Origin of the sequence: Arthrobacter sp. CC3 (assembly GCF_039907775.1) — a bacterium.
Classification (GTDB): Bacteria; Actinomycetota; Actinomycetes; order Actinomycetales; family Micrococcaceae; genus Arthrobacter.
In genome coordinates this window covers 1-25043 of the sequence record NZ_JARCCY010000040.1, presented here as the reverse complement: position 1 = coordinate 25043, position 25043 = coordinate 1, and the positions used below count along the sequence as shown (strand labels likewise).

At 66.0% G+C, this 25043-nt stretch carries 25 protein-coding genes, 1 pseudogene and 1 riboswitch; of the genes and pseudogenes, 19 read left to right on the top strand and 7 right to left on the bottom strand.

Translation table 11 applies throughout. The annotated features are described in order from the left end of the window. Positions 1-20: 20 nt before the first annotated feature. The gene (gene ffh / locus PV761_RS19370) at positions 21-1613 is read left to right on the top strand and encodes a signal recognition particle protein (RefSeq protein ID WP_347899305.1); all 1593 of its coding nucleotides are present in this window, start codon (positions 21-23) and stop codon (positions 1611-1613) included. 96 nt (positions 1614-1709) lie between these two features. After that, positions 1710-2444, top strand: a complete 735-nt coding sequence (locus PV761_RS19365) for an alpha/beta hydrolase (RefSeq protein ID WP_028271656.1) — start codon at positions 1710-1712, stop codon at positions 2442-2444. On the opposite strand, the gene thiC is transcribed toward PV761_RS19365, so the two are convergent. Beyond that, a complete protein-coding gene (gene thiC / locus PV761_RS19360) occupies positions 2413-4299 on the bottom strand; it encodes a phosphomethylpyrimidine synthase ThiC (protein ID WP_347899304.1) in 1887 nt (628 codons plus the stop codon). The two genes, PV761_RS19365 and thiC, sit on opposite strands and share 32 nt — an antisense overlap. Further along, positions 4294-4401, bottom strand: a riboswitch (TPP riboswitch). (Overlaps the previous gene by 6 nt.) A gap of 83 nt (positions 4402-4484) precedes the next feature. On the opposite strand from thiC, the gene PV761_RS19355 reads away from it, so the two are divergent. The 17 genes from PV761_RS19355 (at position 4485) to PV761_RS19275 (ending at position 18164) form a co-directional block, all read left to right on the top strand. Further along, the gene (locus PV761_RS19355) at positions 4485-5573 is read left to right on the top strand and encodes an amidohydrolase family protein (RefSeq protein WP_347899303.1); all 1089 of its coding nucleotides are present in this window, start codon (positions 4485-4487) and stop codon (positions 5571-5573) included. Positions 5574-5651: 78 nt separating this feature from the next. Continuing rightward, entirely contained in the window at positions 5652-6527 is an 876-nt protein-coding gene (locus PV761_RS19350) for a VOC family protein (protein ID WP_028271659.1), read from the top strand. A gap of 112 nt (positions 6528-6639) precedes the next feature. Beyond that, positions 6640-7077 carry a hypothetical protein gene (locus PV761_RS19345; protein WP_347899302.1) on the top strand — a complete coding sequence of 146 codons (438 nt, stop codon included), beginning with the start codon at positions 6640-6642 and terminating at the stop codon, positions 7075-7077. Positions 7078-7261: 184 nt separating this feature from the next. Further along, a complete protein-coding gene (gene rpsP / locus PV761_RS19340) occupies positions 7262-7684 on the top strand; it encodes a 30S ribosomal protein S16 (RefSeq protein WP_028271661.1) in 423 nt (140 codons plus the stop codon). Between the two features lies 1 nt (position 7685). Then, entirely contained in the window at positions 7686-7928 is a 243-nt protein-coding gene (locus PV761_RS19335; RefSeq protein WP_011692324.1) for an RNA-binding protein, read from the top strand. A gap of 168 nt (positions 7929-8096) precedes the next feature. Next, positions 8097-8672: a ribosome maturation factor RimM gene (gene rimM / locus PV761_RS19330; protein ID WP_347899301.1), complete on the top strand. Its 576-nt coding sequence runs from the start codon at positions 8097-8099 to the stop codon at positions 8670-8672. Continuing rightward, positions 8673-9497: a tRNA (guanosine(37)-N1)-methyltransferase TrmD gene (gene trmD, locus PV761_RS19325; RefSeq protein WP_347899300.1), complete on the top strand. Its 825-nt coding sequence runs from the start codon at positions 8673-8675 to the stop codon at positions 9495-9497. A 255-nt stretch (positions 9498-9752) separates the two neighbouring features. Next, a complete protein-coding gene (rplS, locus tag PV761_RS19320; protein ID WP_011692321.1) occupies positions 9753-10112 on the top strand; it encodes a 50S ribosomal protein L19 in 360 nt (119 codons plus the stop codon). Positions 10113-10197: 85 nt separating this feature from the next. Then, positions 10198-10875 carry a signal peptidase I gene (gene lepB / locus PV761_RS19315; protein WP_028271664.1) on the top strand — a complete coding sequence of 226 codons (678 nt, stop codon included), beginning with the start codon at positions 10198-10200 and terminating at the stop codon, positions 10873-10875. Then, positions 10876-11781 carry a signal peptidase I gene (lepB, locus tag PV761_RS19310; protein ID WP_347899299.1) on the top strand — a complete coding sequence of 302 codons (906 nt, stop codon included), beginning with the start codon at positions 10876-10878 and terminating at the stop codon, positions 11779-11781. Beyond that, entirely contained in the window at positions 11782-12447 is a 666-nt protein-coding gene (locus PV761_RS19305; protein ID WP_347899298.1) for a ribonuclease HII, read from the top strand. A 55-nt stretch (positions 12448-12502) separates the two neighbouring features. Further along, complete coding sequence (locus PV761_RS19300; RefSeq protein WP_003806068.1) at positions 12503-12829, top strand: DUF2469 domain-containing protein; 327 nt, start codon at positions 12503-12505, stop codon at positions 12827-12829. Positions 12830-13342: 513 nt separating this feature from the next. Continuing rightward, on the top strand, positions 13343-13699 hold the full coding sequence (locus PV761_RS19295) for a YraN family protein (RefSeq protein ID WP_347899297.1): 357 nt from the start codon (positions 13343-13345) through the stop codon (positions 13697-13699). Further along, a complete protein-coding gene (locus PV761_RS19290) occupies positions 13700-15244 on the top strand; it encodes a YifB family Mg chelatase-like AAA ATPase (RefSeq protein WP_347899296.1) in 1545 nt (514 codons plus the stop codon). 10 nt (positions 15245-15254) lie between these two features. Further along, positions 15255-16439, top strand: coding sequence for a DNA-processing protein DprA (gene dprA, locus PV761_RS19285; RefSeq protein WP_347899295.1), 1185 nt, complete (start codon positions 15255-15257; stop codon positions 16437-16439). 47 nt (positions 16440-16486) lie between these two features. Next, complete coding sequence (locus tag PV761_RS19280; RefSeq protein ID WP_347899238.1) at positions 16487-17413, top strand: tyrosine recombinase XerC; 927 nt, start codon at positions 16487-16489, stop codon at positions 17411-17413. A gap of 247 nt (positions 17414-17660) precedes the next feature. Further along, on the top strand, positions 17661-18164 hold the full coding sequence (locus PV761_RS19275) for a DUF3145 domain-containing protein (protein ID WP_028271671.1): 504 nt from the start codon (positions 17661-17663) through the stop codon (positions 18162-18164). A gap of 85 nt (positions 18165-18249) precedes the next feature. Here the strand turns inward: PV761_RS19275 and fabF are convergent, their stop codons facing one another. From fabF to PV761_RS19245, 6 genes and pseudogenes are all read right to left on the bottom strand, one after another. After that, positions 18250-19488: a beta-ketoacyl-ACP synthase II gene (gene fabF, locus PV761_RS19270; protein WP_055795818.1), complete on the bottom strand. Its 1239-nt coding sequence runs from the start codon at positions 19486-19488 to the stop codon at positions 18250-18252. A 158-nt stretch (positions 19489-19646) separates the two neighbouring features. After that, entirely contained in the window at positions 19647-19892 is a 246-nt protein-coding gene (locus tag PV761_RS19265; protein WP_028271673.1) for an acyl carrier protein, read from the bottom strand. Between the two features lie 122 nt (positions 19893-20014). Then, positions 20015-21076 (bottom strand): beta-ketoacyl-ACP synthase III, encoded by a 1062-nt coding sequence (locus tag PV761_RS19260; protein WP_347899235.1) that lies wholly within the window; start codon positions 21074-21076, stop codon positions 20015-20017. Continuing rightward, complete coding sequence (locus PV761_RS19255) at positions 21073-22002, bottom strand: ACP S-malonyltransferase (RefSeq protein ID WP_347899233.1); 930 nt, start codon at positions 22000-22002, stop codon at positions 21073-21075. Before PV761_RS19255 ends, PV761_RS19260 begins: the two co-directional genes overlap by 4 nt. Positions 22003-22089: 87 nt before the next feature. Next, on the bottom strand, positions 22090-23334 hold the full coding sequence (locus PV761_RS19250) for a helix-turn-helix domain-containing protein (RefSeq protein WP_028271676.1): 1245 nt from the start codon (positions 23332-23334) through the stop codon (positions 22090-22092). A 186-nt stretch (positions 23335-23520) separates the two neighbouring features. Next, positions 23521-25043: pseudogene (locus PV761_RS19245) on the bottom strand (pyruvate dehydrogenase (acetyl-transferring), homodimeric type); the annotation flags it as partial.

The window sequence follows — 25043 nt, the reverse complement described above, 5'->3', positions numbered from 1 at the left end:
CTGAAAGAAGTGCACGGCGCGTGTTCAATTCACTCTCTGACCGGTTGACAGCAACCTTCAAGAATCTCCGCGGCAAGGGCCGCCTCACCGAGGCGGACGTTGACGCCACGGTCCGCGAGATCCGGCGGGCCCTCCTGGACGCCGACGTTGCTGTGCCAGTGGTCCGCGAGTTCACAGGCCGGGTGCGCGAGCGTGCCCTGGGCGCCGAGGTCTCCGGTGCGTTGAACCCCAGCCAGCAGATCGTCAAGATCGTCAACGAGGAACTCGTAGAGATCCTGGGCGGCGAAACCCGGCGCATCCGGCTGGCCAAGACCGGCCCCACCATCATCATGCTCGCGGGCCTTCAGGGTGCCGGCAAAACCACCCTCGCCGGCAAACTCTCCAAGTGGCTGAAGTCCCAGGGCCACAGCCCCATGCTCGTGGCATGCGACCTCCAGCGGCCCAACGCCGTAACCCAGCTCCAGGTGGTCGGCCAGCGCGCCGGAGTTCCCGTCTTCGCCCCGCACCCGGGTGCCACGTCCACCGAACTGGACCATCCTGCGGGCGACCCCGTGGCGGTTGCCCGCGCCGGTGTCGAGGAAGCGCGGCAGAAGCTTTACGACGTCGTCATCGTTGACACCGCCGGACGACTCGGCGTGGACGCCGACATGATGGAGCAGGCGCGCCAGATCCGCCGTGCCATCGTGCCGAACGAAGTGCTCTTCGTCATCGACTCCATGATCGGCCAGGACGCCGTCAATACGGCGCTCGCTTTCGATGAAGGCGTCAACTTCACCGGCATCGTTCTCTCAAAGCTCGACGGCGACGCCCGCGGCGGTGCCGCCCTGTCCGTTGCGTCGGTCACCGGCAAGCCGGTCATGTTCGCCTCCACCGGCGAAGGCGTTGACGACTTTGAGCTCTTCCACCCGGACCGCATGGCGTCCCGCATCCTCGACATGGGCGATGTCCTCACCCTGATCGAGCAGGCGGAAAAGTCCTGGGACAAGGACGAAGCGGCGCGGATGGCGAAGAAGTTCGCCGACCAGGAAGACTTCACCCTCGACGACTTCCTCGCCCAGATGCAGCAGATCCGCAACATGGGCTCCATGAAGAAAATGCTCATGATGATGCCGGGCGCGCAGAACATCCGCCAGCAACTGGAGCAGTTCGACGAACGCGAAATCGACCGCGTGGAAGCGATCGTCCGTTCCATGACGCCACACGAGCGCGTGGCCCCGAAAATCATCAACGGATCACGCCGGGCCCGCATCGCCAAGGGGTCGGGCATGCATGTGTCGGACGTCAACGGCCTGCTGGAGCGGTTTGCCCAGGCGCAGAAGATGATGAAGAAGATGGCAGCCGGCGGCGGAATGCCCGGCATGCCGGGGATGCCGGGCATGGGCGGCGGCGCGGGAGGTGCCCGCAAGGGCGCCAAGAACGCGCCCAAGAAGAAGGCCAAGTCGGGAAACCCGGCCAAGGCAGCCCAGGAGCTCCGCGAGGCGGAGGCCCGGCGTGCCAACGCCGGCAAGGCATTGCCCACCGGTGCCGCCTTCGGCCAGCAGGGAGCGGATTTCGATCCGTCCCAGCTCAACCTGCCCAAGGGCTTCGACAAGTTCCTCGGCGGGAGCAAGTAAGTTACCGGCAGGGCAGTTTTCCGCGCGGGCAACGTGATTGTCGGCCGGTTCAATGTCGCCCGCCGAATTATCCGGCCATTGCCATAGGGTTGGGGCATGTTTAAGCAGCGCGTAGTGTTCGTCCACGGTTCGGGGGCCTTCGGGTCCGCCGCGTGGCCCAAGCAGCACGGCATGGCACTTGCCTATGACGCACTGTTCCTGCGCCGCTACGGCTTTGACCCGGTGGCGGAACCTCTTGAGTCGGACTTTCAGGCCGACGCCCGGATTGTGCTGGCCGCTTTGGCAGATGAAGGCCGCGGCGCTGCCGGCGGTCATGTGGTGGCCCATTCCCAGGGCGCCATCGCGGCGATGATGGCGGCCGTGGAGCGCCCGGACCTGGTGCACTCCCTCACCCTGGTGGAGCCCGCGTGCCTGTCGCTGACTGCCGAACTGCCCGCGACGGCAGCGCACCGGTCCCTGATGCAGCCCCTATTCGATGTGCGGCACCAGCTGGGCGACGACGACTTCCAGCGGGAGTTCGTCCGGCGCGCATTTTCCGTTCACAGCGACGGCCCGGCCACACCGGAAGCGCTCAACAGCGCCCGCAGGCTCCGGCTGCAGGCGCCCCCGTGGGAGGCGCCGCTGGAGATCGTCCCGGGAGTCCCTACGCTTGTGCTCACCGGCGGCTGGGAGCCGCTGTACGAGGAGATTGCCGGGTACCTGCGCGAAACCGGTGCCCTGCACCGCGTTGCAGCGGGCGGGCACCGGCCTCAGGACTCCGTGGAGGGAGACCGGTTCATCCGGTCATTTATTGCAGAGGTCAGCCGGCGTCAGCACTCACAGGCGTCTTAGCGGCGCCTTCACCCGCTGTGGCATTGCGCAGCTCCGGCTGTTCCTGGCGGGGAAGCTGCAGTTCCGGAAGGTAGACCTTGCCGCCGGCTGCCAGGAATTCGTTGCTCTTCTCCCGCATGCCTGCCGCCATCTCGGCCAGGGCGGTCTGGGCTTCGGCTGAACCGTATTCGTCCCGGATGTCCTGGCTGATGCGCATGGAGCAGAACTTGGGCCCGCACATGGAGCAGAAATGCGCTGTCTTTGCCGGTTCCGCGGGCAGCGTCTCGTCATGGAAGGCCTCAGCCGTGACAGGGTCCAGAGACAGGGCAAACTGGTCCCGCCAGCGGAATTCGAACCGGGCCTTGGACAGGGCGTCGTCACGTTCATGGGCCCCCGGGTGGCCCTTGGCGAGGTCGGCGGCGTGGGCGGCGATCTTGTAAGTGATCACACCGGTCTTCACGTCGTCCTTGTTCGGCAGCCCCAGGTGTTCCTTGGGTGTGACGTAACAGAGCATGGCCGTGCCGTAACGGGCGATTTCCGTGGCGCCGATGGCTGACGTGATGTGGTCGTAGCCGGGAGCTATGTCCGTGACCAGCGGCCCGAGCGTGTAAAAGGGTGCTCCCTTGCAGAGTTCCTGCTGGCGCTCCACGTTTTCCCTGACAAGGTGGAACGGCACATGTCCGGGGCCCTCCACCATCACCTGCACATCGAATTCCCAGGCGCGCTGCGTCAGCTCAGCCAACGTATCCAGCTCTGCGAACTGCGCGGCGTCGTTTGCGTCCGCCGTCGCGCCGGGCCGCAGCCCGTCGCCAAGCGAGAACGCAACGTCGTACTTGGCGAAGATCTCGCACAGTTCGTCGAAGTGCGTGTACAGGAAGTTTTCCTGATGGTGGGCCAGGCACCAGCCCGCCATGATGGATCCTCCGCGTGAGACGATGCCGGTGACGCGGTTGGCCGTCAGCGGTACGTAGCGCAGCAGGACTCCGGCGTGGATGGTCATGTAGTCCACACCCTGCTCGCACTGCTCGATGACGGTGTCGCGGAAAATTTCCCACGTCAGTTTGTTGGCCTCGCCGTTAACCTTCTCCAGGGCCTGGTAGATGGGCACGGTGCCGATCGGCACCGGCGAGTTGCGGATGATCCATTCCCGGGTGGTGTGGATGTCGTCTCCGGTGGACAGGTCCATCACCGTGTCTGCACCCCACTGGGTGGCCCACTGCAGCTTGTCGACCTCCTCGGCGATGGAACTGGTAACAGCCGAGTTGCCGATGTTGGCGTTGATCTTCACGAGGAAGGCCTTGCCGATGATCATCGGCTCGGACTCCGGGTGGTTGATGTTGTTGGGGATGATGGCTCGGCCCGCGGCAACTTCGCTGCGCACCAGCTCAACATCGCAGTTTTCCCGTAGCGCGACGAACTGCATTTCGGGAGTCACCACGCCCTGCCGGGCGTAGTGCATCTGGGTGACGGTGCGGCCCGCGACCGCACGGCGGGGCACCGGCTGTGCGCCCTTCCACTCCGCGGACGCAGCGCCCCGGCGCACGGCCGACTTGCCGTCGTCGAGGAGGTTCCGTTCCCTGCCGCTGTACGGCTCGGTGTCCCCCCTGGATTCAATCCACCGGGTCCTGAACGGTTCCAATCCCACCACCGGATCGCTGCCGGGCCCTGCTGTCCGGTAGACCCGGAAGGGCGGGTTGGCCGCGCCCCCCGGCGAATCCTCCAGGGCAATTTCGGTCACCGGTACCCGGATCCCGGTGGCCTCGTCGGCGATGAACGCCAGTGAATGGGACTTCAGGGACTGCGTTTCATGAGTGCCCGCCTGGCTGGCGACGGACCCATTTTGGGCAGGGTTCAGCTGTGTTTCTGGTGTATTCACGGAATACTCACTTCCTTCGCCGGCATTACCCGGACAGGTTCGACGGTCGCAGGCCGCGTCAGCCCGATCTCAGCCCCTGCAGGGGCACCCGTGTGGTCGTAGACGAAGCTACCACAGGCCCGGGCAGCCTCCACGTCACACGAGGTTCACATCCACGACCCGGAACCGCGGTCTAGGCTGGAGGCATGCGTGGAATCATCGAATTCACCGGGACCGTGCTGACCGCCCCCGACCAGGAACGGGACGGCCTTTGGGCCGTGGACGGCAGGCTGACATTCACCCGGCCGGCCGCTCCGCCGGACGTGGTGCTGGACGGCTGGGTGCTTCCGGGCCTCGTGGACGCACATTGTCACATCGGCCTTGGACCCGACGGGGATGTGTCCGAGTCCATCGCCGAAGAGCAGGCCGTGACAGACCTTGAGGCCGGCACGCTGCTGGTCCGCGACGCTGGAGCGGTGCATGACACGCGGTGGATCCAGCAGCGTCCGGAGCTGCCGCGGATCATCCGGGCGGGACGCCACATTGCCAGGACCCGCCGCTATCTGCGCGGATTCGCCATCGAAGTCGAGCCGGACGGACTGGTCGAAGCCGTGCGGAAGCAGGCGCGCGCGGGTGACGGCTGGGTCAAGCTCGTGGGGGACTGGATCGACCGCGGCGCCGGCGACCTCGCGGCGTCGTTCCCGGCCGCAGTGGTGCGGGATGCCGTCCGCGCCGCCCACGATGAAGGTGCCCGGGTGACCGCGCACTGTTTCGCCGAAGACACGCTGGATGACATGCTCGACGCCGGCATCGACTGCATCGAACACGGCACCGGACTCCTCCCGCGGCACATACCCCGCTTCGTGGAACAGCGCGTCCCTATTGTTCCCACGCTGATCAACATTGCAACGTTCCCGGACATCGCGGCCCGGGCGGAAGCGAAGTTTCCGGTGTATGCCGCACACATGCGCGCCTTGTGGCAGCGGCGGAACGAGCGGATTGTGGAAGCCTTCGAAGCGGGTGTGCCAATCTACGCCGGGACGGATGCGGGCAGCGTCATCGGCCATGGCCGGATCGTGGACGAGATCCAGGCGCTCCACACTGCAGGCCTGCCGGCGGCGGCAGCGCTGGACGCGGCGTCGTGGGGCGCCCGGAAGTGGCTGGGAGCGGAGGGTATCGCCGAGGGTGCCAGCGCCGACGTCTTACTGTGCGAACAGGACCCCAGGATCAGTCCGGAAACGCTGCGGAACCTGGCGCACATCATTCTTCGGGGACGTCGGCTCCGACAGGAATAAATTGAAGGTTCAAGTAATTTACTCTATGTAAGCGTCACCGGAGGACCGGCGGCAGAGTTTCGGGAGTTTGGAGTTGCCATGACCACAGAATCCAGCAGCAAGGACCTGCTGCCGGCGGATCTCGCCATGGGCACGGTGATGCTCAAGGTCGGGGACATGAAGCTGATGACGGACTACTACCAGCGCGCGCTCGGGCTGGAAGTCGTGGCTGAGCAGGACGGCGGCGTGTACCTTGGCCGGCGCGGAACGCCCCTGGTCCACCTGGCACCCGCCCCCGGGCTCAACCTTCCGGCCCGGGGTGAAGCCGGACTGTTCCATACCGCCCTGCTCTTCGAAGACAGGCCGTCGCTCGCTGCCACGGTGGCTTCGGCGGCCCGGTATGAGCCGCGGCTGTTCACCGGCAGCGCCGACCACCTCGTCAGTGAGGCCTTCTACTTCAGCGACCCCGAGGGCAACGGCATCGAGCTGTACTGGGACCGTCCCCGCAGTGACTGGTCCTGGGAGGGGACCAGCGTGGTCATGGACAGCCTTGCCCTCCCGCCGCAGCGGTTCCTGCAGGAATTCCTCACTGAGGAAGCGGTAAGCGGCCAGCGTGAGTCCCATGCCGGCGTCGGCCACGTCCATCTTCAGGTGGGCGATGTCCGGTCGGCCCATGACTTCTACGTGGGCACTCTTGGTTTCGAGAAAACCGCCGGATGGCACGGGCAGGCACTGTTCGTCTCCGCCGGCGGCTACCACCACCACATGGCAATGAATGTCTGGAACAGCCGCGGAGCGGGGCCCCGGAAGGACACCTTGGGCTTGGGCGAAGTCCTGATCGAAGTGCCGGGAACGGACGACGTCGGCGCACTCGCCGACCGTTTGCGGGTTGCCGGTGTGGCGTCGCACCACACCGGAGTGGAGCTGCGGTTCGAGGATCCGTGGCGCAACCGGATCCGCGTCGCCGTCCGCTAAGGCGTCGCTGACCTGCGCGTCCTTCTGCGTTAGGCTGATTCCGGACGTCCGGGGCAGCTGTAAAGGTGCCCGGCGGGACCATCGCAGCGCCGACGGAATGAGGATGATTTCCATGGGTTTTACTGAAATCTTTGTTTCCACCCACGATGAGGCGCTCAAGCGCGCGGGGGCACTTGAGGGCGGCGGGCCCGCGGGTCCTGACTCGCTGCGGATTCCGGACATCAGCGATTTCGAGATTGAGCAACTCGGCGACCTGGCCGGAGCGGCCGTGCACGCGGCGGGCGCGGACTATGAACTCGCCATGGTGGACGTGGCCAGTGATTCCCTCCTGGGCGTACCGCCGGCCATGGTCCGGGCGCTCGCGGAACTCCTCAGCTACGAGACCGAGGGCGAGGGCAACGTTCTGGAGGATGTTGCCGCCAGGTGGGCGGCGGAGGAGGACATGCCTTTCGGCTCCGAGGAGGCCCTTGGCTATGTCCAGCGGCTCGCGCAGATGGCCGGCAGCGTGGACGCCAACGCCCGGACCGGCCTGTACGTTTGGTCGGCCTGACCGGGCCGCCGGGTGTCAAGTCGAAATCCCGGCGCTGATCTGGCACAATGAACAGGTACTTGATCTGCGTGGCCCCTCTCTCCGCGTCCGGATCTTGTCCTTTTAGAACCCCCTAGTACGGCCCGCCCCACGGGTGCAGAACGCCGGGCTCGACCCCGTTTCAGAAACAGGAGTGACCACAAAAGTGGCCGTAAAGATTCGCCTTAAGCGCTTCGGCAAGATGCGCGCACCGTACTACCGCATCGTTGTCATGGACGCACGCTCCAAGCGTGACGGCCGTGCGATCGAAGAGATCGGCAAGTACCACCCCACCGAAGAGCCCTCGTACATCGAGGTTGACACGGACCGTGCCCAGTACTGGCTCGGAGTTGGCGCACAGCCGTCCGAGCAGGTTGCCGCGATCCTCAAGATCACCGGTGACTGGCAGAAGTTCAAGGGTCTCCCCGGCCAGGAGGGCACCTTGAAGACCAAGGCTCCCAAGGCTGCCTTCGTTACCCCGGAAAAGGGTTCCGTGATCATCCCGGAAGCCATCACCAAGAAGGCCAAGAAGGACGAAGCAGCCGAAGCTTCCACCGAAGCTGAAGCAGAGACCACCGAGGCTGAGTAAATTGCTGGCAGAAGCGCTCGAACACCTTGTCCGCGGGATCGTTGACAGTCCTGAGGACGTCAAGGTCAGCGCCAAGAACAACCGCCGCGGGGACACCCTCGAGGTGCGAGTTCACCAGGATGACCTCGGACGGGTGATCGGTCGTCAGGGCCGCACGGCACGCGCACTGCGCACTGTCGTTGCGGCGCTGGCCGGCGGCGAACAGGTCAGGGTCGACGTCGTCGACACCGACCGCCGCCGGTAAACGCCCCGCACTATTTGTCTCAAGTCCGGCCCCTTCACCAGATTATGGTGGAGGGGCCGGACTGTTTTCAGGAAGAACCCGGCGCGGCGGCGGGCGCGCGGTGGAGCGAGTCCCCGCAACCGGCCGCAGTAAAACCAGTACAGAACGAATCCCGGAACAGAGGAACAGATGCAGCTTCAGGTGGCACGAATCGGCAAACCGCACGGCATCCGCGGCGAAGTGACCGTCCAGGTCCTGACCGATGCGCCGGAGGACCGTTTCGTTCCGGGCACGGAATTCGTGGTTGAGCCCGCCTCGGTCGGAACGCTGACCGTGGACAGTGCACGCTGGAACAAGGACATCCTGCTGCTGGGATTCGAGGGCGTCGAGACGCGCAACCAGGCTGAGGCCCTGCGCGGCGCCCGGCTGTTCATCGAGACGGAAGAGCTCGACGAGGACGATGACGAAGGCTGGTACGAGCACGAGCTCGTCGGCCTCGAGGTCCGCGTGGGCGACACCGTCGTCGGCAAGGTCTCCGGGCTCCGTACCATGCCGGTCCAGGACCTGATTGTGGTGGAGGCGGCGGACGGCAAGGAGATCCTGATTCCCTTCGTCGAGGAGATCGTGCCCGAGGTCAACGTGGGGGAGAAGTACATCCTGGTGACCCCGCCGCCCGGGCTGTTCGAGATCAACGTTGAGGATTCCGGGGACGATGAGTCCGGCGCAACAGGGCAGGGCAAGTCTGAGGCCGGGGACAACGCCTAAATGAGGATCGACGTCGTCAGCATCTTCCCGGAGTACCTCGCGCCCCTGGAACTTTCCCTGATCGGGAAGGCCCGCCAGGACGGCTTGTTGGACCTGAATGTCCACGACCTCCGGGACTTCACCACGGACAAGCACAGGTCGGTGGACGATACCCCCTACGGCGGCGGCGCCGGCATGGTGATGAAAGCGGAACCATGGGCGCAGGCGCTCAGCTCGGTGCCCGCAGCCAGGGATGGTGCCACCGCCCGGAAGCCGGTGCTGATTGTCCCGTCACCGGCGGGCGAACGGTTCACCCAGGCGCTGGCGCACGAACTGGCCGAGGAGGACCAGCTGGTCTTCGCCTGCGGCCGGTACGAGGGCATCGACGAGCGGGTCATAGAGTGGGCGGAAGAGCACTTCACGGTCCGGCCCATGAGCCTGGGTGACTACGTCCTCAACGGAGGCGAAGTAGCCGTGCTGGCTATGACCGAAGCCATCGTCCGGCTTCTTCCCGGCGTTGTCGGCAACCCGGAATCACTGGTTGAAGAGTCGCACTCGGACGGCCTGCTGGAGTACCCCGTGTACACCAAGCCATCCACCTGGCGGGACCGCGACGTTCCGCCCGTCCTGTTGAGCGGCAACCACGGCAAGATTGCCCAGTGGCGCCGCCACGAGCAGTACCGCCGTACGGCGCAACGCCGCCCCGATCTGCTGGCCGAGTTCGACGCCGGCAAACTTCCCCGCGCGGACCGCACCGCGCTCGGGGATCTGGGGTACGACGTCGTCGACGGTCGCCTCAGGCGCCGCCCGTCCGAGGGCGGGAACGGCACTCCGGCGGAAGACTGACAGAGGTTCCGCCGGCGCCTCGTCCCAGGCGGGACCGGATTAGCCGGAATCCTCCGGATGTGGCAAAATTAGTCCTTGTGCCTGCTGGGTGCGCACCTGCCACAGGGGGAGCGTCACCAACAGCCCGGCACCCCGGCGCCTTCAAGCAGTGAGGGGGCCGGATCAGAAAACTTTCGGCGGTGATTCCGGGCAAGTCCCGGCTTGGCCGTCGTGACCCAAAGTGGATGACCTGTGGCGTTCACCAGGAGTGGATCAATGCATATCCTCGATACCGTAGATGCAGCCTCGCTGCGCACCGATGTTCCCCAGTTCCGTGCGGGTGACACCCTCAAGGTTCACGTGAACATCATCGAAGGCAAGAACTCCCGTGTCCAGGTATTCCAGGGCTTTGTCCTGGGCCGCCAGGGTGACGGCATTCGCGAAACCTTCACGGTCCGCAAGGTCTCCTTCGGTGTCGGCGTAGAGCGTACCTTCCCGGTACACTCCCCGATCATCGACAAGATCGAGGTCGTCACCAAGGGTGACGTCCGCCGCGCCAAGCTTTACTACATGCGTGCACTGCGCGGTAAGGCTGCGAAGATCAAGGAAAAGCGCGACTTCAGCACCGCCAAGTAAGTCCTCCGGACTTCCACGGCAGGTTCAGAACCCGGATCCGGCCCGCGCCGGAGCTCTTCCGCAACAGCGCCACAGGATACGGATCATGGACCAGTCAGAACGCCAGCCCAGGAAACTGGGCTGGCGTTTTGCGTTGCTGGCCATCGCGCTGGCATTGCTCATCAGCGGGCTTGTCCGCGGCCTCTGGCTGGATGTCTATTACATCCCGTCCGCCTCCATGGAGCCGCTCTTCGGTGCGGGTGACAGGATTCTCGTTTCCCGCACCGACTTCCAGTCCGAACCTGTCCGGCGCGGTGACGTTGTGGTCTTCGACGGCCGCGGGACGTTCGCCCCGCTCAACAGCGGCAACGGACCGCTGCAGGACGGCGTGGCGGCGGCCGGCCACTGGCTTGGCATCACCGGCAGTGATACAACCTACATAAAGCGGGTTATCGGGTTGCCCGGCGATCATGTGATCTGCTGCGATGACCGGCAGCGGCTCACAGTGAACGGTCAGGCGCTTGAGGAACCATACCTCTATGGCGGAGACGCTCCGAGCAAGCAGAAGTTCAGTGTGATCGTTCCGGCCGGACGGTTATGGTTGCTTGGAGACCACCGGTCCATGTCCGCCGACTCCCGAAGCCTGCTGGGCGCGCCGGGTGGCGGTATGGTGCCCCTGGACCGGATCATCGGCAGGCCGGTCCAGATCATCTGGCCACTCGACAGATTTGCGGCCGTACCCCGGCCCGCAGAAACCAGCACGACGACGAAGGACGGACAGTAGATGCCCGAGATTGACCCCCGGACTCCTGATCCGTTCAAGCGCGATCGCGCCGGCCGCGACCTCGCGGGGACTGCCACGGACAGGGACACCTCCTTTCCGGAGGCGGCTCCGGCTACGAGCCTGCCGGCAGAGTCCGATGCGCCCGCTCACCCGACCGACAGCCGGGCCGCCGGTTCGAGAGGCGCACATTCGAAGTCGGGCCCGTCGACGCCGGCGAAGGAAGGCAGGGCCCATGGCCCGGTGTACCTCTGGATCAAAGAGGTGCTCACGGTGGTGGCCATCGCCGTGGTGCTGTCATTCCTGATCAAGACGTTCCTGTTCCGGGCGTTCTACATCCCGTCGGAATCGATGGTGAGCACGCTTGACGTGAACGACCGGATCTTCGTCAACCTCCTTGTTCCGGAGCCGTTTGCCCTCGAACGCGGCGACGTGGTGGTCTTCAAAGACACCAAGGGGTGGCTGGTGCCCACGCCGGAAAAGGCGGACGGACCCTTCACCTGGGTCCAGGACGGCCTGACCTTCGTGGGGCTCCTGCCCGATAATTCGGAGCAGCACCTGGTCAAGCGCGTCATCGGCCTGCCGGGCGACCATGTGGTGTGCTGCGATGCGGGAGGCAAACTCACCATCAACGGCCAGGCCGTGGACGAAACGTACATCAACCCGGCGGAGGTCCCGGACATCCGTAACTTCGACGTCGTTGTCCCTGACGGCAAGATCTGGGTCATGGGGGATAACCGGAACCACTCAGCCGATTCCCGCGCCCACCAGGAAAGCAACGGCGGCTTCATCGACATGCCTGACATTGAGGGCAAGGCGGCCGTCATTGCCTGGCCGCTCAACCGGCTGACAGGGCTGGGCAACTATCCCGATGTGTTCCGGAACGTTCCCGCGCCGGCTGGAAAATAGATGTCCATTGCACCGACCCTCGACTACGAGCACCGCTTCCTGAGCTCCGGTGCCCGGCTGCTGGCCGGGATCGATGAAGTAGGACGCGGTGCCATTGCAGGACCAGTGACCGTCGGAATTGCCGTTGTGGACCTGAGCCGGCCAGTGCTGCTCGACGACGTCCGGGACAGCAAACTCCTGAAGGAAGCCGACCGGGAACGGCTGGAGCCCCTGGTGCGGAGCTGGAGCGTCGCGTCGGCGGTCGGCCACGCCTCCGCGGCCGAGATCGACGCGATGGGCATCATCGCGGCCCTGCGGACAGCCGGGACGCGGGCCTGGCTCCAGATCCTGGCGGCCGGCATCACCCCCGACGTGGTGCTGCTCGACGGAAGCCACAACTGGCTCTCACCGGAAACGCAGGCATCCCTCTTCGACGACGCACCGGCCGGCCCCGGCTGCGACGCGCCGGTCCACACCCTGGTCAAGGCGGACATGCAGTGCCTGAGCGTGGCGGCAGCCAGCATCCTGGCCAAGGTGGAGCGGGACCAGCTGATGCGTTCGCTGCACGATGAGTACCCGTCCTTCGGCTGGAACGAAAACAAGGGCTACGGAACGGCGTCCCACAAGGAGGCCCTCAAAGCTGCCGGGCCAACCCCCTATCACCGGGTCAGCTGGCAGATTCTCTGACCCCGGATCTCCGACCCTGGCCGCGGGGCCGCGCGGAATGGTGCAAGATGGAACCATGAGTGCCGAGGATCTTGAGAACTATGAAACCGACATGGAGCTGCAGCTCTACCGCGAATACCGTGACGTCGTCGGGCTGTTTAGCTACGTAGTCGAGACCGAACGGCGTTTCTATCTCGCCAATCACGTGGACCTGCAGGCGCGCAGCGCCGATGGCGAAGTCTATTTCGACCTCACCCTCCAGGACGCCTGGGTATGGGACGTCTACCGCTCGGCCCGGTTCGTCAAGAGCGTGCGGGTGATTACGTTCAAGGACGTCAACGTCGAAGAACTGCCCCGAAACGAGGAACTTGCCCTTCCCAAGGACGTGGACCTGGGCAACTGACCGCAGCGGCGGACACGCGCGCTGCCGGGCCGGGCGCTTGGCACCGTAGCCGACCCCCTTATCTGCAGGTTGCGCTACCTGTTTTTTGCCAGGGGTCTGGCCTCCCGGCGGTCCTTGGCGCGAGACTACTCTTAGGGATTGATTCGTAGTTTCTGTCCGACGGCCTGCCGCAGTGCGGAGGGGTTCCGCGTCGTGCAGACAAATACTGGCGGTGCTTCAGTGCGAGCACCGCGGGCTCTTACTGGCACCGCCTACCTGGCTGAAATCAGAGAAGATCTCACCATGAAAATACTCTGTTGGTTCCTTGGGCACATCTGGAGCAGCCATGCCGGATTCTATGATGAGCGGCCACACCAGTCGGCCCATTGCATGAGATGCGGAACCCGCGCCTAGCGGCTGACTCCACGCGTCAACATCTCCTCCACAGGACCCTTTTGACCGGGTTTCCCACATAGCTCCCTCCGCCGGTATGCCGGCCTTCGCCCCTCCAGCAGGCTGGTGGCGGAGGTAACAATGAGAGCCAAAGACTTGCTTGGCCGGCGCGGGGAAGAATTAGCTGCCGGATATCTGGAATCACAGGGCATGCGGATCGTGGACCGCAACTGGCGTTGCCCTGAAGGTGAAATCGACATCGTCGCCCTGGACGGCGACTCGCTCGTCATCGCCGAAGTGAAGACGCGCAAATCCCTTGCCTACGGGCATCCCTTCGAAGCCGTCGGCGTTGCCAAACTGGCCCGGTTGCACCGGCTCGCGTCGGCATGGTGCCGCGACCACGAGCTCCGCATGCCGTTCCGCCGCGTTGACGTCGTTGCGGTCCTGGATGACGGGGCGGGGCAGCCGCGTGTCGAGCACCTCAGGGGGGTGGGGTAGGTGGCCCTGGGCAGGACGTACTCAGTGGCGCTTGTGGGACTCAACGGGTACATCGTAGAAGTCGAAGCAGACATCGGCCAGACCCTCCCGGCCTTCGTCATTCTCGGCCTTCCGGACGCCTCACTCAACGAAGCCAAGGAACGCATCCGGTCCGCCGCGCAGAACTCGGGAATCCCGTTGAGCCGGCGAAAGATCACCGCGAACCTTATCCCGGCATCGCTGCCGAAACGGGGCTCCGGCTTTGACCTGGCCATCACCATGGCCGTCCTTCGCGCCGCGAATGACATCCGATCAACTGAGCGGACAGTGTTCATCGCCGAACTGGGCCTCGACGGCAGGCTCAGGCCGGTCCGGGGGATCCTCCCCGCTGTGATGGCCGCCGTGCAGGCCGGGTATCCGGACATTGTGGTGGCGCACGCAAATGCGGCAGAGGCAGAGCTCGTGCCGGGAGCCAGGGTCCGCGGGTACAGGACCCTGGCCCGGCTCGCCTGTGACTTCGGTGCGGATCCGCAGGAACTGGCCCTGGACTTCGAACCCGACGACGAAGATGCCTCCGGCGACGCCGCCTCCGGGGCCGGGGTGGCGCCGGATATGTGCGATGTCTCCGGGCAGGGTGATGCGAGGAGGGCGCTCGAAGTTGCTGCCGCCGGTGCGCACCATCTCCTCCTGTCCGGTCCTCCGGGGGCCGGGAAGACAATGCTGGCTGAACGGCTTCCGGGCCTGCTGCCGGATTTGGCTGACACCGAGGCCATGGAGGTGACCGCAATCCACTCCCTGTGTGCGTTGCCGACTGCCGCCGTGCAGCTCGTGCGGCGGCCGCCATTTGAGAATCCCCATCACAGCGCCACCGCAGCCGCCATCATCGGGGGCGGCTCGGGGTTGCCGCGGCCGGGAGCGGCGTCCAGGGCCCACCGTGGCGTGCTGTTCCTTGACGAGGCACCGGAATACGAGCGGCGGGTCCTTGACGCGCTCAGGCAACCCTTGGAGAGCGGCGAACTGGTCATCCACCGGTCCGCCGGTACCGCCGCCTATCCGGCAAGGTTCCAGCTCGTGCTTGCCGCCAACCCTTGCCCTTGCGGTAAGGCATCGGGCAAAGGACTCGACTGCACCTGCACGCCGATGATGCGTCGCCGCTACCTGGCACGGATGTCCGGGCCGCTGCTGGACCGGGTGGACATCCAGCTGCAAGTGGAACGGGTATCGCTTGCGGACTTCGGCCGGACGGGCGCGGAGGAAGACACTCCCGCCATCGCCGCCAGGGTCCGTGCCGCCAGGGAGCGTCAGCTGCTGAGGCTTCATCCCCTGGGGCTGGAAACCAACTCACAAGTGCCCGGCCGCGTCCTTCGCGGGGCACTGCGCCTCTCATCACCCACCACGCGAATCCTGGACCACTCGCTCGAACGCGGCGTACTCACGGCCCGCGGATACGACCGCGTCCTGCGCCTCGCATGGACACTGGCGGACCTCGCCGGGCGTGACACCCCGGACCACGACGATATCGGGCAAGCGCTGGGTCTCCGGCAAGCTGCCTCGGCTGCGGCCTGAAAGGAATACGATGACTGACACTGAACGCCTGGCGCGGGCCGCCCTGTCGCGTTTGATGGAGCCCCAGGACGCCGTGGGCCTGGCGCTCGTGAGGACCGCAGGCGCGGTGGATGCGCTTCGAATCGCCACCGGACAACTGGCATCCGGTCCGGAGCTTGAACAGGCTCTGACCGCGCTGCTGGCAGAGAACGGCACCAGCAGCTGGCCGGGAATGAACGCCTCGCTCAAACGCTGGGCTCCCCGCATACCGGACCTTGCTCCGGAGCGGGACCTCGCCACCATGCACCGGCTGGGCGGGCGCATGATTATGCCCTCCGATGCCCTGTGGCCCCGGCAGTTGACGGACCTGGACCTTCAAGAACCCATCTGCCTCTGGTGGCGTGGCGTGGAACAGCCCCTGCCCGCAGCGTCAAGGTCCATTGCGCTGGTCGGGTCCCGCGACAGCACCAGCTACGGTGCAGCCGTCACCGGCGACCTCGCCTATTCGTTGGCCCAACGGGGCTTCACCATCGTCTCCGGCGGGGCCTACGGGATTGATGCCCACGCCCACAGGGCTGCGCTGGCCGGTGCCGGTGACACCATGCCCACCGTCGCCGTCATGGCCGGGGGAGTGGACCGCTTCTATCCATCCGGCAACGAAGACCTGCTCAGGGCCGTCGCAAACCAGGGGGCTGTCCTGGCTGAAGTCCCGCCCGGATCCGCTCCCACCCGGTACCGGTTCCTGCAGCGGAACCGCCTCATCGCCGCGCTGTCCTCCGTCACAGTGGTGGTGGAGGCCCGCTGGCGCTCGGGCGCACTGAACACAGCCCATCATGCCGAAACGCTGGGCCGTGCCGTCGGCGCCGTCCCCGGGTCCGTGCACAGTGCCAATTCCGCCGGCTGCCACCGGCTGATTCGCGAGGGGGGAGCCGTGTGCGTCACAGATGCCGGGGAGATTGCCGAACTTGCCTCGCCCAGCGGTGAATCGATGGCCGAGCCGGGCCCGGGACAGCCCGCCGACCATGACGGGCTTACGCTGGAGGACCTCATCCTGCTCGACGCGCTGCCGCTGCGGTCCACCAGTTCGGTCGAAAAACTGACCTCAGTTGCCGGGCTGAGTGCTGATTCCGTCAGGGCGGGGCTGGGCAGGCTGGGGCTGCTGGGGCTCGCTGAATCCGAACGCGGCGGCTGGAAGCGTTCCCGCAAGGCGTGTTGAGCCCTGCGGTCCGTTGTGTGGCTGCCAAACAGTGAGAAAGTGGGACCGTGGACACCCCCGAACTTCCCGCAGCCCTCGCTGGCGCGGCCCACGGCTTCGGCCGCTACCTTGGAAATGAACGCGCCAGGTCCCCCCACACAGTTCGTGCCTACCTGTCCGACGTCCACAGCCTGCTGTCGGCCGCCGCTGCCGACGGGGCCACCGACCTCGACGGGATCGAACTGGCCACCCTGCGGCGCTGGCTCGGCACGCAGAGTGAAGCTGGCATGTCCCGTTCTACACTGGCTCGGCGGGCAGCCACCGCACGGTCCTTCACCGCCTGGGCAGTCCGTGAAGAGCTCCTCGATGCCGACCCTGCGCTTCGCCTGAAGGCGCCGAAGCGGGACAAGTCCCTGCCCGGCGTTCTGCACCAGCAACAGGTTGTCCGTGTCCTGGACGGGCTGCAGGCTGCTGCGGAAGACGGCGGTGCCCTCGCCCTTCGAGACCGCGCCATGGTGGAGTTGCTGTACGCCACCGGTGTCCGGGTGGGGGAGCTGGCAGGGCTGGACGTTGACGATCTCGACCCCGACCGGCGGACACTGAAGGTGCTCGGCAAGGGCAACAAGGAACGGACGGTGCCCTACGGGCTCCCGGCCGCTGTCGCTGTCGACGACTGGCTGCGACGCGGACGGCCACTGCTGGCCGCCGAGGGGAGCGGTCCGGCACTCTTCCTGGGGGTCCGGGGCCGCAGGGTGGACCAACGGCAGGTTCGCGCGGTGGTGAAGGACCTGCTCGATGCGCTGGGCGACACCGCTGCCACCGGTCCGCACGCACTCCGGCACTCCGCGGCCACCCATTTGCTCGACGGCGGAGCCGATCTCAGGGCCGTGCAGGAAATCCTCGGCCACAGCAGCCTGGCCACCACGCAGATCTACACCCACGTCTCGGTGGACCGGCTCCGGCGAAGCTACCAGCAGGCGCACCCGCGCGCGTGAAACTTCCAGGCCGCTTCCGGCGCGCCGAATTGCACTGGCGTAATTAGGCGGGGTACGGCACAATAAGACTCATGCCCGGCAACTATCAAGTCAGGCTTGAAGCTCGCCCTCAAGCGGTTTCAGGCATCGGCCGGCACTAATTTCATAGCTTTGCAGGGACCACCGGCAGCATGCGGACCCGGCGCGGCAGACACACATCCAGGCAGAGGTCGTTGGGGAAGACGTACCTACAGCTATGGAGGATGGAATGTCTGTTGCAATGACCCGCGGTGTCTTGTTCGTTCACTCGGCCCCGACCGCCCTGTGCCCCCACGTTGAGTGGGCCATCGGGTCGGTCGTGGACAAGCGGACGGACCTTGAGTGGACTGCTCAGCCTGCTGCGCCCGGAATGTTCCGTTCGGAACTGTCCTGGACCGGCACGCCGGGCACCGGCGCGCTGCTGGCGTCCGCCCTGCGCGGCTGGGCGCATCTTCGCTACGAGGTCACGGAAGAGCCCAGCCAGGGCGTTGACGGCGGCCGGTGGTCGCACACTCCGGAGCTGGGAATCTTCCACGCCGTCACCGACGTGCACGGCAACATCATGGTCTCCGAGGACCGCATCCGTTACGCCTACGAATCCGGCGCCGGCGACCCGTCCGCCGTCTACCACGAGCTGTCACTGGCGCTCGGCGAAGCCTGGGACGAAGAGCTGGAGCCCTTCAGGCACGCGGCCGAGGGCGCACCCGTGCGCTGGCTGCACCAGGTGGGCTGACCGGCCTCCGCCTTGCTACACCCTCCATAACGCAAGAGGCCCCCGCCGGACGGCAGGGGCCTCTTGCGCTTGCAAGCGGGGGACGTTAGATGCTGCGGACTGCAATCACGGCATTGTGGCCGCCGAACCCGAACGAGTTGCTCAGTGCCACGATGTTGCCGGAGGGCAGGTCGCGGGCAGTCTTGGTGACGACGTCGAGCGGGATCTCCGGGTCCTGGTTTTCCAGGTTGATGGTTACCGGCGCCTTGCGTTCGTAGACGGCCAGCACGGTCAGCACGGCCTCTACGGCACCCGAGGCACCCAGCAGGTGGCCCATCTGAGACTTCGTCGCGGAGACCGCAACATTGTCGACGTGCGCCCCAAGGGCGGCGCGTAGGGCGGTGTATTCCGGCTTGTCACCCACGGGCGTGGACGTCGCATGTGCGTTGACGTGGACCACTTCCTCGGGCTGGATCCGGCCGTCGAACATGGCCGCCTTCAGGGCGCGGGTGGCTCCCAGGCCCTGCGGGTCCGGGGCGGTGATGTGATAGGCGTCTGCCGTCACGGACGTTCCGGCCAGCTCGCCGTAGATCCGGGCTCCGCGCGCCAGCGCATGTTCCTCGGCCTCGATGACCAGGGCGCCGGCGCCTTCACCCATGACGAAGCCGTCGCGGCCCGTGTCGTAGGGGCGCGAGGCGTGCTCGGGATCGTCGTTGCGGCGGGACAGAGCCTGCATCGAGGCGAATGCGGCAATGGGCATGGGGTGGATCGCCGCTTCGGCGCCACCGCAGACCACGACGTCTGCCTTGCCGGAACGGATTAGGTCCAGGCCGAGGTGCAGGGCTTCGGTGCCTGACGCGCAGGCGGACACCGGAGTGTGCGCACCGGCACGGGCGCCAAGGTCGAGGCTTACCGCTGCTGCCACGCCATTGGGCATCAGCATGGGCACGGTCATCGGCAGGACGCGGCGCGGGCCTTTCTCGCGCAGCGTGTCCCACGCGTCCAGCAGGGTCCATACGCCGCCGATACCCGTGGCGAAAGCCACGGCCAAACGGTCGTGGTCCACTTCGGTAATGCCGGAGTCGGCCCAGGCTTCGCGGGCGGCCACAACGCCGAACTGCGTGGACGGGTCCATGCGCTTCGCTTCGACGCGGCTCAGGACGTCCAGGGCGGGGGTGGAGGCGCGGGCTGCGAAGTGGACGGGCAGTTCATACTTCGCTACCCAGTCGTCCTCGAGCGTGCGTGCGCCGGAGACGCCCTTCAGCGCGTTATTCCACATTGTGGGGACATCGCCGCCAATGGGCGTGGTGGCACCCAGACCGGTAATGACTACTTTGCGTGCCATGGGATCACTCTCTATCGGTGCGCATGCCGAGTCCGGGAAATGCCTGGCCGGGGATGCGTGGGGAAAACTTGGGGTCATTCAGCGGTGCCCGGTCCGGAACGCTGGATCAGCGCCCCGGACCGGCTACCGGATTCGGCCGTTGCCGGCAGGAGCCAGGACTAGGCCTGTGCGTCAGCGATGAAGCTGACAGCGTCACCGACGGTCTTGAGGTTCTTGACCTCTTCGTCCGGGATGCGCACGCCGAACTTTTCCTCAGCGTTGACCACGATGGTCATCATGGAGATGGAGTCGATGTCCAGGTCCTCGGTGAAGGACTTGTCCAGCTCGACGGCTTCGGTGGCGAGGCCGGTTTCTTCGTTGACGATTTCAGCCAGGCCGGCCAGGATCTCTTCGTTGCTAGCCATTGATGGCTCCTTTTCTTGTTGTTGCCGGCAGGTGCTGCCGGAAATGATTCAAGCCGCGATTACGGCTTGGTTCGCGAATCCGTGCTTTTCAGAACGTATTCAGTTGTGGGTAAAGGGTTCGGCTACGGGAGCACTATGACCTGGGCACCGAACACCAGTCCGGCGCCAAATCCGATCTGCAGGGCGAGTCCGCCGCTGAGTTCGGGGTTTTCCTGGAGCAGGCGGTGGGTGGCAAGCGGAATGGAGGCCGCGGACGTGTTTCCGGCTTCGGCAATGTCCCTGGCCACTTTGACGGTCTCCGGAAGCTTGAGCTTCTTGACCATCTCGTCGATGATGCGCATGTTGGCCTGGTGGGGGATGAAGGCTGCGAGGTCTTCGGCTGAAATCCCGGCCGCGTCCAAGGCTTGCTGGGCAACTTTGGCCATCTCCCACACAGCCCAGCGGAAGACAGTCTGGCCGTCCTGGCGCAGGGTGGGCCAGATGGCGGCGTCGGTAACCTCGGCCTCTTCGGTGCTCAGCGCCCCTGACTTGTTCGCGGCAAGGGCAAGCTCGCGGACGTCGAGCAGGGAATGCGTCATGCCGATCGCGTCCCACTTGCTGCCGTCCGAACCCCAGACCGACGGGCCGATGCCCGGAATGTCGGAGGGGCCGATCACGACGGCGCCGGCGCCGTCGCCCAGCAGGAACGAAATCGTGCGTTCAGTGTTGTCGATGACGTCCGAAAGCTTCTCGGCGCCCACCACGAGCACATAGTCGGCTGCGCCGGAACGGACCAGCGCGTCGCCCTGCGCGATGCCGTAGCAGTAGCCGGCACACGCAGCGGAGATGTCGAAGGCCGGAGCGGGCGTGGCCCCAATCCGGTCTGCCAGGCTGGCAGCAGCTGAGGGCGTCGCATACGGATGCGTCACAGTGGACACGATCACGGCGCCCAGCTGGCTGGCCTCGATGCCCGCTTTCGCCAGGGCTTCGCGGGCCGCGCCCTCAGCCATGTCAATGACACTGACGTCTGCGGGAGCCCGGTGACGGGTTACGATGCCGGTGCGCTGCCGGATCCATTCATCCGAGGAATCGATCCACTGGCAGACGTCTTCGTTGGTGACGATGACATCTGGCCGGTAGGCACCGAGTCCGAGGATGCGGGTGTGTTCGCGCAGTGGCGCCTGCTTGAGTGCGGGAACGCTCATGCCTGTCCCTCCAGTTCTGCGAATAGGGCCAGGGCAGCGGTGAGGTCGTCCGGCGTCTTGACGGCAACGGTCTTGACCCCGGGCATGCCCCGCTTGGCGAGTCCGGCCAGGGTTCCGGCCGGTGCAAGTTCGATGACGCCGGTGACGCCGCGCTGCACCAGCGTTTCCATGCACAGGTCCCAGCGGACCGGGCGGGAGACCTGGGCGATGAGGCTGCCGACAGCTGCGTCGCCGTCGGTCACTTCCTGTCCGTCAAAGTTGGACAGGAGCGGCACCTGCGGGTTCCGGGGCTGCAGCGAGGGCTTCAGCGCTTCCAGCGCCGCAACGGCGGGTGACATATGCGAGGTGTGGAACGCCCCGGCAACCTTCAACGGGATCACGCGCGCCTTGGCCGGAGGATTCTCCGCGAGGGCCTTGAGCTGTTCGAACGTGCCCGCCGCGACCGTCTGGCCGGCCCCGTTGACGTTGGCCGGCGTGGCGCCGGCGGCTTCGATGGCGGCCAGTACCTCGGCCGGGTCCCCGCCAACCACGGCACTCATGCCGGCGGGGGTGACAGCGGCGGCAGCGGCCATGCTGTTGGCACGCTCCCGGACGAAGGTCATGGCCTCGGTCTCGGTCAGGACTCCGGCAAGCGCCGACGCCGTGATCTCGCCGACGGAATGTCCGGCGAGGATGACGGGGAGGGCGCTGAGTTCGACGTCGAACAGAGACTTTGCGGCGACCAGGCCGGCCGCGACGATCAGCGGCTGCGCCACCGCCGTGTCCTTGATGGTTTCCTCATCCGACGTGGTGCCGTGTGCGGTGAGGTCGATGCCTGCTATTTCACTGAGGGAGGCCAAATGGCCGGCGACGGGAGGCAGTTCCAGCCAGGGGGCCAGAAAACCAGGGGTCTGGGAGCCCTGTCCAGGGCAGACGATTGCAAGCACGTATCCAGCTTTCCAAATTACCGCGTGATTCTCGGTGTATTCATGCACCAAGCTCACTGGGTCAGTTTGTAGGAAGTCTACAACGGTTCAGTTGCCGTTCCGGGACGTCTGGCGTTCGGTGGGCGCCTTGGGCGGCACGGAAAGCCGTCCCACCACAAGGGCCGCCTGGAGCACAAATGCCTCCCGGGGGAGCAGCGGATCCCAGCCGGTGACGTCACAAACGCGCTTGAGCCGGTAGCGGACGGTGTTGGCGTGCACAAAGAGCTCACGCGCCGTCGCTTCGAGCGAGTGTCCAAGTTCGAGATAAGTGCCCAGGGTCTCCACCAGTCCGTTGGACGCGGCAATCAACGGCCGGTAGATGTTCTTGATGAGGGACCGGCGTGCGGCGTCGTCCCCGGAGATGACCCGCTCCGGCAGCAGGTCGTCAGCTGCCACCGGGCGCGGCGCCGAGGGCCAGGCCCGCGCCGCGGTCAGCCCTGCAAAGGCGGACTGAGCCGAACTGCTGGCTTCCAGCAGGGATCCGGCCTCCGGTCCGTAGACAACAGGGCCCGGGGCGAAAAGTTCGCTGAGCTTCAGGTAGGCGCTCTCCCGGTCCTGGACTCCGCCAAGGATCAGGATCAGGCGGTCCCCCTGGATCCCCACCAGCGCGTCCTCGGCGAACCTGCCGGCGGTCCGGCGCAGCTCGCTGACGTAGCTGGCGCTGGGTTCCGAGGGCGAATTGCCCACCATGACGGTAAATCGCTCCTGTGCTTTCCAGCCAAGGGCGGCAATGCGCGACCGCAGGGCATCGGTATTTTCGCCGCGCAGGATGGCGTCAACAATCAGCGCCTCGAGGCGGGTGTCCCAGGAACCCCTGGACTCGGCTGCCCGGGCATAGACATCGGCGGCGGCAAAGGCCACTTCCCGTGAATAGCGGAGCACGGCTTCCCGCAGCGCAGGCTGGTCCGCCTCCGGCGCGATGACTGGCACCTGGTCCTCCACCACCTCCACCACGATCCGGATGAGCTGGAGCGCCTTCTGCAGGCTGATGGAGCGGGTCAGCTCGGTGGGGGCGGTCCCGAAAACATCCGTGAGGATCCATGACGGCGAGCTGGGCCGCTCGTACCAGGTCACAAACGCGGCGATGCCGTTCTGGGCCACCATGCCGAGGGCCGACCGCTCATCGGAACTGAGCCGTCCGTACCAGGGCAGCGATTTTTCGAGCTGTCGCATGGTGGTGGTGGACAACTGCCCCACGCTGGCCCGGAGTTTCTTCAGCGTCTGGGTTTTTTCCGGCGTCAGGGCGCGGGAGGCCGGCTTGCGCTTTGCGGGAGTGGGGGTTGGCTCTGCCATGCATCGAGCATACGGTGCGCGCAGGCCAAGCTCCATTTGTGCAAAGGCTACAACTCGATTTGCGCTGCGTCACAAACGCCGAGAGCACAACGGCGACGGGAGCGCAACGACGACGGGAGCACAACGACGACGGCGGCCCCCGCCTTGTGGTGGGGACCGCCGCCGTCGTGATTCACTGCGTCCGGATCAGGATTCGCCGCCGGCGTTTCCTGTGGAGCCGGCATTGACGTTGTTCAGCCGGTACTTCTCAATCGCCTGGGCGGGAGCCTGGGCGTCCACTTCGCTGCGGCGGGCCAGCATCTCGAGGGAACGGACCACGATGGAGTGGATGTCGTTCTTGAAGAAGCGGCGGGCCGCGGCGCGGGTGTCGGAGAAGCCGAAGCCGTCCGCGCCGAGCGAGGCGAACTCGTTCGGGAGGTACTGGCGGATCTGGTCCGGGACGGCCTTCATGTAGTCCGTGACCGCCACGATGGGGCCGGTGGCACCTTCGAGCTGTGCTGTCACGAACGGAACCCGTGCCGGCTGGCCGGGGTTGAGGAACGCGTCCTCTTCCGCTGCCATGGCGTCGCGGCGCAGTTCGTTCCAGGACGTGACGGACCAGACGTCGGCGGAAACGCCCCAGTCCTCGGCCAGGAGGCGCTGGGCTTCCAGCGCCCACGGCACCGAAACGCCCGAGGCCAGGATCTGCGTGCGGGGGCCGTCGATCTTGGCCGGTGCAAGCAGGTAGATGCCCTTGATCACGCCTTCAACGTCCAGGTCCTCCGGCTCGGCCGGCTGGGTGATGGGTTCGTTGTAGACGGTGATGTAGTACATCAGGTTGCGGTCGGTCGAATCCGGTCCGTACATGCGTTCGATGCCGTCGCGGACGATGTGGCCCATTTCGTAGCCGTAGGCGGGGTCGTAGGTGACCACTGCCGGGTTGGTGGCGGCGAGGATGGGGGAGTGTCCGTCGGCGTGCTGGAGTCCTTCGCCGGTGAGGGTGGTCCGTCCTGCGGTGGCGCCGATGATGAAGCCGCGGGTCATTTGGTCCGCGGCTGCCCAGAAGGCGTCGCCGGTGCGCTGGAAGCCGAACATGGAGTAGAACACGTAGACCGGGATCAGCGGCACGCCGTGGGTGGCGTAGGCGGTGCCGGCGGCGGTGAAGGCTGCGACGGCGCCGGCTTCGTTGATGCCGGGGTGGATCAGCTGGCCCTGGGCTGATTCCTTGTAGGCCAGGACAAGGTCCCGGTCCACGGACAGGTAGTTCTGGCCCTTGGGGTTGTAGATCTTCGCCGTCGGGAAGAACGCGTCCATACCGAACGTGCGGGCCTCATCGGGGATGATCGGGGCGATGTGCTTGCCGAACTCCTTGTCCCGCATGAGGTCCTTGAGCAGGCGCACGAACGCCATGGTGGTGGCTGCCTGCTGCTTGCCCGACCCGCGCTTTGCCACTTCGTAGGACTTCGGGTCCGGGAGCGCTAGGGCGGCATGCTTGCTGCGGCGCTCCGGCACGGACCCGCCCAGGGCGGCCCGGCGCTCCAGCATGTACTTGATCTCTGGTGCGTCGTTGCCCGGGTGGAAGTACGGCGGCTGGTACGGGTCGCCCTCGAGCTGCTCATCCGTGATCGGGATGCGCAGGTGGTCCCGGAACGACTTGAGGTCATCCAGGGTGAGTTTCTTCATCTGGTGGGTGGCGTTGCGGCCTTCGAAGTGCGGTCCGAGTCCGTAGC